9 protein-coding genes are annotated in these 12,761 nt (G+C 72.2%); 2 read left to right on the top strand and 7 right to left on the bottom strand.

Going from position 1 to position 12,761, the window contains the following annotated elements; translation table 11 throughout:
- Nucleotides 1-20: 20 nt before the first annotated feature.
- The 3 genes from GA0070607_RS26465 to GA0070607_RS26455 all read right to left on the bottom strand — a co-directional run bounded on the left by GA0070607_RS26465 (nucleotide 21) and on the right by GA0070607_RS26455 (nucleotide 5,494).
- A complete protein-coding gene (locus GA0070607_RS26465) occupies nucleotides 21-2,411 on the bottom strand; it encodes a galactose-binding domain-containing protein (protein ID WP_089022115.1) in 2,391 nt (796 codons plus the stop codon).
- A gap of 201 nt (nucleotides 2,412-2,612) precedes the next feature.
- The gene (locus GA0070607_RS26460) at nucleotides 2,613-4,487 is read right to left on the bottom strand and encodes an adenylyl cyclase (RefSeq protein WP_089020613.1); all 1,875 of its coding nucleotides are present in this window, start codon (nucleotides 4,485-4,487) and stop codon (nucleotides 2,613-2,615) included.
- 251 nt (nucleotides 4,488-4,738) lie between these two features.
- The gene (locus GA0070607_RS26455; protein ID WP_089020612.1) at nucleotides 4,739-5,494 is read right to left on the bottom strand and encodes an alpha/beta fold hydrolase; all 756 of its coding nucleotides are present in this window, start codon (nucleotides 5,492-5,494) and stop codon (nucleotides 4,739-4,741) included.
- A 59-nt stretch (nucleotides 5,495-5,553) separates the two neighbouring features.
- Between GA0070607_RS26455 and GA0070607_RS26450 the strand changes: the two genes are divergently transcribed.
- Nucleotides 5,554-8,595, top strand: a complete 3,042-nt coding sequence (locus GA0070607_RS26450; RefSeq protein WP_231930384.1) for a BTAD domain-containing putative transcriptional regulator — start codon at nucleotides 5,554-5,556, stop codon at nucleotides 8,593-8,595.
- A 7-nt stretch (nucleotides 8,596-8,602) separates the two neighbouring features.
- On the opposite strand, the gene GA0070607_RS26445 is transcribed toward GA0070607_RS26450, so the two are convergent.
- Nucleotides 8,603-9,157: a dihydrofolate reductase family protein gene (locus GA0070607_RS26445; RefSeq protein ID WP_089020611.1), complete on the bottom strand. Its 555-nt coding sequence runs from the start codon at nucleotides 9,155-9,157 to the stop codon at nucleotides 8,603-8,605.
- Between the two features lie 105 nt (nucleotides 9,158-9,262).
- A complete protein-coding gene (locus GA0070607_RS26440) occupies nucleotides 9,263-9,805 on the bottom strand; it encodes a hypothetical protein (RefSeq protein ID WP_089020610.1) in 543 nt (180 codons plus the stop codon).
- A gap of 100 nt (nucleotides 9,806-9,905) precedes the next feature.
- Here GA0070607_RS26440 and GA0070607_RS26435 point away from each other — a divergent pair, with 100 nt between their 5' ends.
- Nucleotides 9,906-10,559: a GNAT family N-acetyltransferase gene (locus GA0070607_RS26435; protein ID WP_089020609.1), complete on the top strand. Its 654-nt coding sequence runs from the start codon at nucleotides 9,906-9,908 to the stop codon at nucleotides 10,557-10,559.
- Nucleotides 10,560-10,659: 100 nt separating this feature from the next.
- Here the strand turns inward: GA0070607_RS26435 and GA0070607_RS26430 are convergent, their stop codons facing one another.
- Entirely contained in the window at nucleotides 10,660-11,523 is an 864-nt protein-coding gene (locus tag GA0070607_RS26430; protein WP_157743273.1) for a hypothetical protein, read from the bottom strand.
- 102 nt (nucleotides 11,524-11,625) lie between these two features.
- Nucleotides 11,626-12,387, bottom strand: coding sequence for a maleylpyruvate isomerase family mycothiol-dependent enzyme (locus GA0070607_RS26425; protein ID WP_089020607.1), 762 nt, complete (start codon nucleotides 12,385-12,387; stop codon nucleotides 11,626-11,628).
- Nucleotides 12,388-12,761: the final 374 nt, after the last annotated feature.

Genomic DNA, 12,761 nt, shown 5'->3' with positions numbered 1-12,761 from the left:
ATGGCCGCCCGCCCGCGCGGTCAGCTCGCGTACACCTCCAGCGCCGCCAGTTGCCCGGCCGGCCAGCCGGTGTTGCCCGTGACGGTGATCCGCAGGTGACGGGTCTGCGCGGCGGTGAAGGTGAGCGTCACCTGGTTGCCGGTGGCCGGGTTGAAGGTACGCCCGGCCGCCGCGACCAGCGTGCCGAAGCTGACGCCGTCGGCGCTCCCCTGCACCGCGAGGGTCTGCGTTCGGGTCGCCCAGGCCGCCGCCGGCGGCAGCTTGAGCACCACCCGCCCGACCGTGCGTGTCGCGCCAAGGTCGACCTGCACCCACTGTGGAAAGGCACTGTTGACGCTCTCCCAGTAGCTGTTCGGGTCGCCGTCGACCACGTTGCCCGACCCGTAGCTCTGGGTGTGGCTGCTCTCGGCGGTGGGTCGGCCACGGGCGAGGTCCGCGTTGGCCGGCGCGTCCGTGGTGACCGTGACCGCGTTCGACGGCGTGGAGGTGTTGCCCGCGGTGTCCCGCGCCGTGACGGTGAAGCTGTACCCGGTGGACGGGCTGAGCCCGCTCACGGTCGCCGTGGTGCCCGTGACGGTGGCGACGACCGTGCCGCTCTGGCGCACCTGGTAGCCGCTCACCCCGGCGTCGTCGGTGGACGCCGTCCAGGCCAACGACACACTGGTGGCCGTCCGACCGGTCACGGTGAGGCCGGTCGGCACGGTCGGCGGGGTGTCCGGCGTGGTGGTCGCGGCGTACACCTCGACCTGGGCGAGCTGGCCGGCCGGCCAGCCGGTGTTGCCGCTGATGCTGAGCCGGACGTAGCGGGCGGCGGTGGCCGGCAGCGTGCGGGTGACGCTGTTGCCGGTCGCCGGGTCGAAGGTGAAGCCGGTGGCCGGGACGACGGTGCCGAAGGAGTTGCCGTCGACGCTGCCCAGGACTGTGACGGTCTGGGTACGCGCCCCCCAGCCGGCGGGCAGCCGCACCACGAGCCGTCCGACCTGGTGACTGGCGCCGAGGTCGACCTGCCACCACTGCGGGAAGGCGCCGTTGCCGCTCTCCCAGTAGCTGCCGGCGTCGGAGTCCACCGCGTTAGACGCCGGGTACGGCCCGTTCTGGCTGCTCGCCGAGGTGGGACGGCCGGCGGCCAGGTTTCCACCGGTCGGCGGGGGCGGACCACCGACCATCGGTGGCGTGGGACGCACCGGGGTGAGGGCGAGCTGACCCTTGAGCATCCGACCACCGTCGGCGGTGATCCGCAGGTAGTAGTCGGAGGAGCAGGCCACGCCGTCCTCGTCCAGCGCGCGGATGTTCGCGCCGGCCGGGGTGGTGGCCTGGGTTTCGGACGTCTTGGCGATCTGGTTGCCCTCGTTGTACTCGTCGAACATGGACACGTACAGGCCCTGGGAGCCGAGCCGGACCATGTTGTAGATGTGCCGCCAGTAGAAGTCGCCGTGCCGGCGGTGTCCCCCGGCGAGGTCACCGGGCATCACGCAGGGCAGGTAGTCGATGCCGCGCGCCGCGCAGTCGGCCATGTCGCCGATGTTGACGTTGTTGTAGTACGAGTCGAGGCCCTCCAGGGTGGTGGTCCGGTAGACCATCCACGGCGAGATCGCGTTGAACGCGTGGTAGACGTCGAGGAAGCCGGGGCGGGAGTCCTCGATGCCCTGCCGCCACCAGGTGGGCACGCCACCGATGACGTAGCAGCCCTGCGCCTTGAACCAGTTGATGACCTCCAGGCAGGGCGGCGGGGTGAAGGGCCGGCTGGGCTCGCTGAAGCCGAAACCCCAGATGCAGACGACAGGCTTGCCGTTCTGCCGGGCGTACGCGGAGGACGCGGTGTGTGCCGCCATCTTCGTCGTCCAGTCGGTCTTGATCTCCGATTGGAACGTCAGCCAGTCGGTGACGTCGTACATGATGTAGAACCTGCGGCCGTATCGTTCGGCGGCGGAGCGCACCTTCTGTGTCATCGCGTCACGGGTCGGGCCCTCGTCGCCCATCGGGTTGAACCGTTGCAGCGCGGCGGTGTCGCAGCCATGCTCCTGCATCCAGCGGAAGTGGGTGTCCACGGTCTGCTGGTCGTACGAGGAGAAGAGGGTGGCCGGCGAGCCGTTGCCGAGGTTGGGGTAGGCGGTGGTGTACGTGTGCGTGTACTCACGGGTGTCCGGCCAGGACACGATTGTGGTGTTGCCGGGCGAGGGCGGCTGGAACCGGTCGCGACTCCAGTGCCACCAGCCGCCGATGGGCGCCGAGTCGCCGGGGCAGCTGAACCAGCCCTGGTAGCCGACCGTCACCTTGCCGACGACGTCCCCGGGGGGACTCGCGGCGTGCGCCGGGCTGCCGACGGTGGTGAGCAGTTCGGTGGTGGAGGCGGCGGCGAGGGCGGACCCCGCCATCACCGACGTGACGAACCTGCGGCGGGAGACCGCCATGACGACCACTCCTTCGGGACGGAAGGCATTGACGGTCATCGTGGCAGTAGCGGTCGTCGGCCCGCAAGACTTCAACTGATCGATGGAATTATTTGGCAAAGAGTCGCAAGTAGACGAGTGTCGAAAAGTGGCGCGACACGACGAGACGGCGGGGGCCGGAGCCGCGCCGGCTCCGGCCCCCGTTCGATACGCCCGAGCTACCTACGGAGCCGGGTACTGCGTGACGTAGACCGGTGCGCCGACCTTGGTCATGTCGGCCGCGTCACCGACGCCGTTGACCACGTGGTCGATCGTGCCGGCGCTGAGGTTGACGGTCATGATGTGGTGCAGCCGTACGCCCGGAGCGACCGGGACCTCGAAGCCGTTCTCGGTGTGGATCGACGGATTGTTCTGGTTGAACACGTAGACCCCGCCGCCGTACAGCGTGTGGTGCCGCACCCGGTCGCCGACCTTGTAGCCGGCCCAGCCCTCGACGGCGCCGTGCATCCAGTCTGCCTGCGTCGGCGGGTCGTACGGCAGCTCGTTCTGGTAGAGGATCGTCGTGCCGTGCTCGCCGTTCCAGACGGTGTTGTACCGCTGGAAGTGCTCGACGAACAGGCCGGTCGCGGTCACGTGGTCGCCGTTGATGACCGCGCCGTAGCGGCCGGTGTTGGTCCGCCAGCGGTCGGTGTCGCCGTTGACGCCCTCGGTGAAGCCCTCGACGCCGTGGTCGCCGCGCCACACCCAGGTGTGGTCGATGAGCACGTTGTCGCTGTTGACCTCCAGCGCCGTGTTCGCCCGGCCGATGTGCGGGCCGCCGACCCGGAAGTACACGTCGGACAGCGTCGTCGGGTCGCCCGGCGTGCTGACGTTGCGGCCGTGCTGCCGACCCACGCGTAGCAGGACCGGCGACTCGACCGGGCCGGCGTCGATCGTGACGCCGGCGACGACGACACCGGGGACACCGGCGACGTCCAGCGGGATGGCGCCGTTCACCGCGGTGAGCGTGGCGTGCCCGATGCCGAGCACGACCGTATTGGCGCGCCGGACCTCGATGCTGCGCGCGATGTCGTACGTGCCCGGGGTGAGCAGCAGGTGCTTGCCGCGCGCGAGCTGGCTGTTGATGACGTGCACCGGATCGGACGGCTTGGCGATGAAGAAGTCGTCGATTCCGATGGTCCGCCCCGGCGTCAGGCCGTCGGCCCAGGAGACGCCCCGGCTGTCGCGCTGGGCGGCCGGCACCCGGACGTTGTACCGGCCCTTGCCGTCGACGAAGAGGTACGGCTTCTCCCGGCTCAGCGGGGTGGTCTCCAGCGTCGTGTAGGGCGGGTCCGGGAAGGAGGCGTCGTCCGGCGCGCCCTCGACCCCCGCGAAGACCTGGTTCCACACCGCGTTGGACCAGCTGCCGACCTCGCTGTTGCGGGTCAGCCACTGCTGCTGGGACCCGTTGGTGGTGGCCGGCAGCCGCGAGTCGGCGATGAACCCGCCGCTGGCGTACTGCGGGCCGGCGGTGCAGTAGTCCATCAGGGACAGCCCGCCGCCGCTGATGTTCAGGCGGCGCATGGACACCGCCTGGGACACCGCCCAGAAGTTCGCCGAGGACCGGCAGCCGTCCTGGCCGGCCGCGTTGATGGTGAGCGAGAGGTTGGACAGGGTGCGCCAGAAGTTGACAAGCGCGAGGCAGTTGCCGGTGCCGCCGTCGGCCAGGCAGCGGTTGTACACCTCGATCTTGCCGTTGACTGTGACGTCGGTGGGCGAGGCGCCCAGGCCGGACACCTCGGTGTAGTAGCCGACCTTGGCCTGCAACGGCTGCTCGCCCGTCCCGTACGTGCCCGGCTTGAACAGGTAGGCGTGCCGCGCGGTGCCCATCTCGTTGTCGACCTGCCGGGCGTGCGCCGCGTCCAGCGTCTGCTGGATCTCGCTGACCGGCATGCTCGGGTCGAAGATGGTGACGTTGGGCCCGAAGTCCGGGGCGCGGTGCGTCGGCCGGCCGGCGGTGGCGGCGGTGCTGGTCGCCGTGACCGCGGTGGTCAGCACGAACACGAGGAAGAGGGTGCGACCGGTTCGCCGGCGCACCCGTCGGGGCTGGGTTGTCATGCGGTTCGTCCTCTCCGCTGGCCGGACAGTACTTCCGGCGCAGCTGGGGCCGTGAGAGCGCTCTCTGACCCCTCCGGTCGGGGGTTGGGCCGAGACGTAGGGGTAGGCATGTTTCTACCTGGTAAATCGGCCGCACGCTATGACCGCGGACGGCGAACTTCGGTCCGCGCGGGTGAGAATGGACGGACCCCGGTCGGGACCTGGCTCTGCGCGGCAGCCATCGCCTCTCGACCCACGCGCTGATCTTCCGCCTAGATGACGTCCAGGAACTCGTCGATCATCGGCGCCAGCCAGTTGGCGCGCTGCGGGATCGACGTGTGGGTGGTGCCGGGCAGGATGGCCAGCCGGCAGGCCGGCAGACCGGTCAGGTCACCGGGAACCGCCCCGCCGAGCAGCCGGAACATCCGCACCGCGTGCTCGGGCTGGACGATGTCCGCGTCGGCCAGCACGATCATGGTCGGCGCGGCCATCTCGGCGATCTGCTCCGGGGTCCACTGCGGGAGGTTCGCGTCCAGCACCTTCATCTTCGTGACCAGATTGGCCCAGCCCGCCGGGTCGGGTGCGGTCCGCAGGTACTCCTCGTGGAACTCCGAGCCGTGCAGGTGCTCGGGTCGCAGGTCCTGGATCCCGTCGAGCAGCCCGGGATGCAGGCCCGCGTCGTCGAAGCTCACCGAGGCGAGCACCAGCCGGCCGACCCGGGCGGAGTGGTCGGTGCCCAGGCGCAGGGCCACCGCCGCGCCCATGCTCCAGCCGAACACGTCCGCCCGCGCGACGCCGAGCCGGTCGAGCAGCTCGACCACGTCGGCGGCGAAGTGCTCCACGGTCAGCGGACGGTCGACATCCGGCGTGTGACAGTGTGCCTGCAACTCGACCGCGATCACCCGCCGGGTCTTCGCCAGGAGCGGCAGGATCGTGCCGAACGAGGTGCCGATGCCGGAGAGCGCGCCGTGGATCAGCACCAGCGGGCGGCCTTCGCCGCTGCCGTGCTCTTCGTGGTGAATGTCCATGACCACACGATGCGCCGGGGCGCTTACGGTCGGCTTCAGGTGACCTTACCGAGGCTAGGATGGCCGCCGTGCAGTTCGGGGTGCTCGGACCGCTCGCCGTCACCACGGACGCCGGCGAGCCGGTCGTGGTGCCCGGCACCAAGGTACGGGCGCTGCTGGCGGACCTGCTCACCAACCGCAACCAGGTGGTTTCGGCGGACCGCCTCATCGACGACCTGTGGGGCGAGGACGCCCCCGCCAATCCCGCCGGCGCCCTTCAGGTACGGGTGTCGCAGTTGCGCAAGGCGCTCAACGACGCCGAGCCGGGTGCCCGCGAGATGATCGAGTCCAGGCCCCCCGGGTACCTGCTGCGGGCCGGCGCGATCGACGCCGACCGGTTCAACGAGCTGGCCCGGTGCACCGACGTCGAGCGGCTGACCGAGGCCCTCGCGCTGTGGCGCGGTGACGCGTACGCCGACACGGCCGACGCCGAGTTCGTTCGGGCGGAGGCGACCCGGCTCGCCGAGCAGCGACTCACCGTGCACGAGCGGCTGGCCGAGGCTCGGGTGCTCCGGGGCGAACACGACCTGGTCGCCGCCGACCTGGCGGAGCTGGTCGCGCGGCACCCGCTGCGCGAGGGCCTGCGGGCGGTGCAGCTACGGGCCCTGTACGCGGCCGGCCGCCAGTCCGAGGCGCTGGACAGCTACGCCGAGCTGCGCGACCGGCTCGCCGACGAGCTGGGCCTGGACCCCGGGCCGGAACTGGTCGCCCTGCACCGCAGGATCCTCGAACAGGACATCGGTCTCAGCCCGCCGCCGAAGGCCGCGATCATCCGCAACAGCCTGCCGGCCCAGCTCGATGAGCTGGTCGGACGGGCCGAGGCGCTGGCCGAGCTGCGGGGCCTCCTGCCGCGGCAGCGGCTGATCACGCTGGTCGGCCCGGGCGGCGTCGGCAAGACCCGGCTGGCCACCGAGGCGGCCCGCACCCAGGCCCTTCCGGACGGTGTGCACCTGGTCGAGCTGGCGCCGCTGACCGCCGGTGACCCGCGCGTCGCCGAGCAGGTAATGGGTGCGCTGGACACCCGCGAGACCGCCGGTACGAGCCTGTCCCCCACCGATCGGCTCGTCGCCGCGCTACGACACCGACACCTGCTGCTCGTGCTGGACAACTGCGAGCACGTGATCGAGCCGGTCGCCGACCTGGTGGCCCGGTTACTGCGCGACGCGCCCGAGGTGAGCGTGCTCGCCACCAGCCGGGAGCCGCTCAACCTCACCGGGGAACTGCTCTGGGAGGTACCCCCGCTGGCCGTGCCGGAGGACGGCGACCTGGATGTGGTCCGGCGCTCGGCGGCGGCCCGGTTGTTCGCCGCCCGCGCCGCCGCGCAGCAGCGTGGCTTCCGCCTCGACGACCGGACCGCTCCCGCGGTGGCCCAGCTCTGCCGCCGTCTCGACGGCCTGCCGCTGGCGCTGGAGCTGGCGGCGACCCGGGTGCGCGCCCTCGGTGTGCGCGGCGTGGTGGACCGGCTGGACGACCGGTTCCGGCTGCTCACCACCCAGCAGCGGGACGTTCCGCCGCGACAGCGGACGCTCACCGCGGTGATCGGCTGGAGCTGGGACCTGCTCGACGAGACCGACCGGGCTGTGCTCGCCCGGCTGGCGGTGTTCAGTGACGGCTGCACCCCGGAGGCCGCCGAGCGGGTCTGCCACACCGATCTGGACGCGCTGGCCCGGCTGGTGGACCGGTCGCTCGTGGTGCTGGACGACTCCGGCGTGGTGCCGCGCTACCGGCTGCTCGAATCGGTCGCCGCGTTCTGCCTTGACCGCCTGACCGACGGCGACGAGGTACGCGCCCGGCACGCCGCGTACTACACCGAGCTGGCCGAACGCGCCGACCCACGGCTGCGCGGCGCCGACCAGCAGCTGTGGCTCGCGCTGCTCGACGCGGAGACGGCGAACCTGCGGACGGCGCTGCTCCACGGCGGCGGGCTGCGACTGGCCATCGCGCTGAGCTGGTACTGGTATCTGCGCGGCCGACTCACCGAGGCGCGGCGGGCGCTGGCGGTGCCCGGCGACCCGGCGCAGGAGGCACGCGCGGCGGCCTGGCGGGTCGGCTTCGCGCTGTTGCAGGGCGACCCGATCGACAGGGACGGTGTACGCGCCGCGCTGGCCGGTGACCCGGACGGCCGCGGCGCCTGGTTCGCGGCCCACGCGGTGCTCGGCCACAGTGACCTGGCCCTGGCGTCGGAGCTGCTGCCCACCTCCTCCGCCGACCCGTGGATCGAGGCCGCGGTACTCAGCTCCCGGGCGATGATCGCGCACGCCAACGGGGACCAGGCCACGCTGGAGTACACAGCAACCCGCAGCGCCGCGCTGTTCGCGGACCTCGGAGACCGGTGGGGCCGGCTGCAGGCGACCGAGTGGGTGGGCGGGCTGGCTGAGATGCGCGGTGAGCACGAACGCGCCGCCGCCCTGCACCGGGAGGGGCTGCGCTGGGCCGAAGAACTGGCGCTGTGGCCGCAGGTGTGCGCCGAGCTGTCGTGGCTGGCCTGGCTCGCTGTGCAGACCCGCGACTACGCGCAGGGCCGGGAGCTGGCCGAGCGCGCGTACCAGCTGGCGGTGGAACAGGCCGTGCCCAGTGCGCTTGTCTTCGCGGAGATGAGCCTCGGGCTGGCCGCCCGCCGCGACGGCAAGCTCGACCTGGCCGTCACCCACCTCACGCACATCGTGGAGCAGGGACGCGGCGAGACGCAGCCCGCGCTGTACCTGCCCCTGATCCTGGTCGAGCTGGGCTACGCGATCGAGCAGGGCGGCGACCCGGACGCCGCGCTGGCCCTGCACGTCGAGGCCTTCGACGTCGCCGAGGCGATCGCCTCCGCACGGGACGCGGTCTACACCCTGGAGGGGATGGCCTCGGCCGTACGCCCACCGGAGGTCGCCGCCCGGCTGCTGGGCGCGGCCGCCGCCGCCCGGCTGGCCGCCCGGGCCCCGGCCGCACCCGCCGAACGCGACGAGATCGACCGGGTGACCGAACGGGTACGGGCCGCGCTCGGGCGGGAACGCTTCGACACGCTGCTCACCGAGGGCGCGAAGCTGAGCCCGGGCGAGGCCCGGGCTCAGCTCTGATCGGTGGTCAGGCGGCCGTCTCCGGCCGGTACGAGGCGATGATCACGCCGCTCTTGTGCACCCGCGTGTCGACCAGGTCGAAGGACGCCTTGAAGTCATTGAGCGGCGCCGTCAGGCTGGAGCCGCCCTCGAGCACGGGATGGATCCAGAACCGCACCTCGTCCACCAGCCCCGCCCGGATCAGCTCCGCGGTGACCGAGCCGAAGCCGTACTGGATGATGTCCCTGCCCTCCTGTGCCTTCAACTTGGTGACCGCCTCGACCAGGTCGCCCTGGAGCACCTCCGTGTTGTTCCAGGTGGGGTCGGTCAGGGTGGTCGAGGCCACGTACTTCTTGACGTTGTTGAAGTACGCCGCGCCGGTGTTCGGGTCGCTCTCGTCCATGCGCGGCCAGGCGACGGACATGCCGTCGTAGGTGGCCCGACCCATCAGCATCGCGTCGGCGGCCTCGGTCTGCTCGGCGGCGAGGCTCATGGCCTCCTCGTCGAAGTACGGCGACGTCCACATGGGGTTGTCGATGACGCCGTCGAGGGTGATGTAGGTCGAGTTGATGAGCTTGCGCATCGGAATCTCCTGGCTGTCGGTCGTGCTCTCCGTGACACCCAGAACTGTGCCGGCTCGCCCTTACGATTCCCTTCTGGTGCCCTTACCGCGTCCGTAACCGGTCGCTCAGGCCGGAGGCTCAGGGTCGGTCAACGGGATCGGCAGCGCCTGCGCGTCCGCCGTGCCGCCACCGACGGAGTGCGCCGGCGCGGGGCGGTCGCTGGTCCGGCTGTGCAGCCGACCCCGCCCCGCCGGCCCGGCGCGCCGGGTCACCTCGAAGGTCACCATCCGCACCGGCGGTGGCGGCGCGGTGAAACGGCCGACGCCCCAGCGCACCCAGATCGGCATGCGGCCGGCGTCCGCCTCCGCCCGCAGTTTCCGCACCGTTCGCGCCCGGTCGCTGTGGTCGACCTCCACGACGACCGGCGGGCCGCCGGGGCGGGCGCACGCCACGTCGAGGACCGAGTGCCGCTGCTCCAGCGGCGGCGGCAGAGGCAGGACGCTGGGCGCGCGCCGGTAGACCCGCCAGCCCTGGGCCTCGGCCCACCGCACCACCGAGTCGATCAGCCGTGTGGTGACCTCGTCGGTGTCCAGGTCGACGAAGGTCAGGTCGTCCAGCCAGCGGCCCAGGTCGGCGGCCAGCCGCTCGCCCTCCGCCGTGACCTCCACCGGCGCAGGATAACGCCTTCGGCGGGGGTGGTCGCGGTCGCGGCGCTCCCAGGGCAGAATCGGGAAGCATGATCAAGCCGAGCGTCCGGGGAGAGGGGACATGACCGACCTGAGCGGTGCTCCGATCGCCGCCCGGGACCTCCGGATCGTGCCCGCCAACGAGGCGTCGTGGGACGACCTCCAGGACATCCTCGGCACCGCCGACGCGGGCCGGTGCCAGTGCCAGTGGTTCAAGGTCTCCGGCTGGCTGTGGCGGGCCTCCACCCAGGAGGAGCGGATCGCGAGGTTCCGGGAGCAGACCGGCTGCGACGAGCCGGACGCCCCGACCACGAGTGGGCTGGTCGCGTACCTCGACGACCGGCCCGTGGGCTGGGTCGCGGTCGAGCCGAGGACGGCGTACCCGAAGCTGCGCAACCAACGGGTCCCCTGGCTGGGCCGCGACGAGGACAAGGACGACCGCGATGTCTGGGCGGTGACCTGCCTGGTGGTGCGCAAGGGCTACCGGGGTCGCGGCCTCACCTATCCCCTCGCCCGCGCCGCGATCGACTTCGCGCGGGAGCGCGGCGCGCGGTCGCTGGAGGCGTACCCGATGCTCGCCGAGGCGGGCAAGCAGATCACCTGGGGTGAGGCGCACGTCGGGGTCCGGCAGATCTTCGAGGACGCCGGGTTCGCGGAGGTCAGCCACCCCACGCTGCGGCGGGTGGTCATGCGGATCGACTTCGCGAGCGACCCGCCCCGGCGAAGTGGCGCGTGATCGACACGGGATCAGCGATGTCGGGGTAACCAACCGACGGGATACCCCGACATCGCCGACCTGGCGTTGTTCATCCGGGGCGGCGCGTGGGCGCGGGAGGTCAGCGCCGCCGCCACCCCCATCGGCGCGAGGCGGTCACGCCGGACGCCGACCTCTCCCGGGCCACCATCTCGGCCGCCACGCGCAGGGCCTGGGCGGGCTGCGCGCCGGCCGGCCCCAGCAGCTCCACCAGCCGATTGCCGAGCCCCAGCACCATCGCGGCGCGGTCGAAATCCCGGATCAGCGCCAGGCACTGCGCGTACACCCCGTACGTGTTGGCCATCTCCCACAGACTCAACGGGCGCAGCGGATCGAGCAGCCCCTGACGCAGCTCGCAGGCCCGGGACGCGGCCAGCGCCGCCTCCCGGACGGAGTCGTCCGAGGCGGGTCGCGTGACGGACCGGTGCAGCAACGCGACGGCCTGGTTGTGGTAGGCGGTGCCCATCGCCTCCCTGGTCCGGGGCCCGGCGGACGGCGGGGACGCAACGGTGAGCAGACCCACGGCCACGGCCCGCTCCACCAGCTCCAACCGGGTGACGGGCTGACCGGCGGCGAACGCGACCTCCGCCAGGTCCACCAACGCGGTGATCAGCTCCGCGAGCGCCTCGTCCCGCGCCGGAGCGGCCACGTCGCCACCCTCGGCCGCCACCGCGTCGTGCACCCGCTCGAAGAGGGCGACCGCCTCACCGCCGGGCGCCATCCCGTCGGCGGCCCTGCCACGCGCCGACAGCAGCATCCCACGCCGCCACAGCGCCCGGGCCAACTGCTGCTGGTCGCGGCGGCTCACCCGGCCCGAGCCCCGCACGGCTTGCCGGTAGGCGTCGATCACCCGCACCCAGAGTCGGTCCGCCTCCGCCCAGGTGTCCTGCCGCGTCGACGCCTCCCGCGCCCGCTCGAACAGCCGTTCCCGCTCGTCCGGTCCCATCTCCCGCACCGCCCTCCGCGCTGGTCACCAGCGACACCGCCGACCCATGGCAGTGAACGCCATCGATTCTATGGTGGTCGCGGCGCGACGCCGGCGGTCAGCTCACTGGGTCGCGGTCACGATGCACCGGCGCATCGGCGTCAAGGCCTCGACCGGGCCCTCGACGGTGACGCCGCCCGGCTCGCCGAGCACGTCCCTGCCCCACGCCCAGCGCAGCAGCGCCGCGGGCGGGCCGGTCACGGTCACGTCGGCGGCGTCGGCCACGCCGTCGGTCACACGGAACAGCCCCGGCTCGGTACGCACCGTCCACGCCGCCCCATCGGTACGGACGGCGCACGTCCGGCTTGGCGCGTCGGCCAGGATCTTGTTGAAGTCGTCGGCCCACTCGGCCGCCGAATACTCCACGAACACCTTGAGCAACTCGTCGATACCGTCGACGGCGAGATCATCGGGGACGGGCGCGACCGGGACACCGACGCCCAACTCGGCGTCAATGCGGTGGATGACGGTCTCCTGCGCCATCCGCCGCATCCAGAAGCCCACGGTCTGGCCCGGCGCGTACCAGGAGCCGGCCGGGTCGTGGGGGTCGTGGGCAGCGAACTCGGCCAGCAGCCCGGCGTACGTCCGGTCGAGCAGGGCCAGCGGCTCCTCGGTCGCCAGCTCCGCCGGCGGCCACGGCTGGGGCTCGGCGCCGTCGCGGATGGCCAGGGTCTTGTGGAGATAGACCTCGCCAACGTGGCGGGTCAGGTCGGCGACACTCCAGCCGGGGCAGCTGGGCACCGCTGCGGTGAGGTTGGTCGGCGCGACAGCCCGCAGCCGGGCGAAGTCGTCAGCGAGGCAGTCGAGAAATCGGGAAGTCTCCATACGGGACAGCTCAGCACACCGCACCGACACGGTGGGGGCACCGCGCCCGGGCCTCGGGGCCGGCGCCGACCGGCGTCGGCCCCGAGGTGCTCAGGCTGCTGGGCGTACCCGGTAGGCCAGGTGGGTGACCCCGTTGCCCTCGACGACGCCGATCGGCCCGCTCCCAGCTGGAGCGGCGCGATCTTCAGGTCGGCGAAGAGCGGGATGCCGTCTCCGAGCAGGACCGGGACGAGGTCGACGTGCACCTTGTCGAGCAGACCGGCCTGGATGACCTGGGCCGCCGGCTCGATTCTGATCACCGCGGTGAACGGGAAGCCGTCCTCGGAGACCTGCGGGCGGAACCCGGGGCCCGGGCCGGAGGTGAAGCGACCGCA

The sequence above is a fragment of the Micromonospora coriariae genome, assembly GCF_900091455.1.
In the GTDB taxonomy this organism is placed as follows: domain Bacteria; phylum Actinomycetota; class Actinomycetes; order Mycobacteriales; family Micromonosporaceae; genus Micromonospora; species Micromonospora coriariae.
This window is presented reverse-complemented; position numbering and strand designations above follow the sequence as displayed.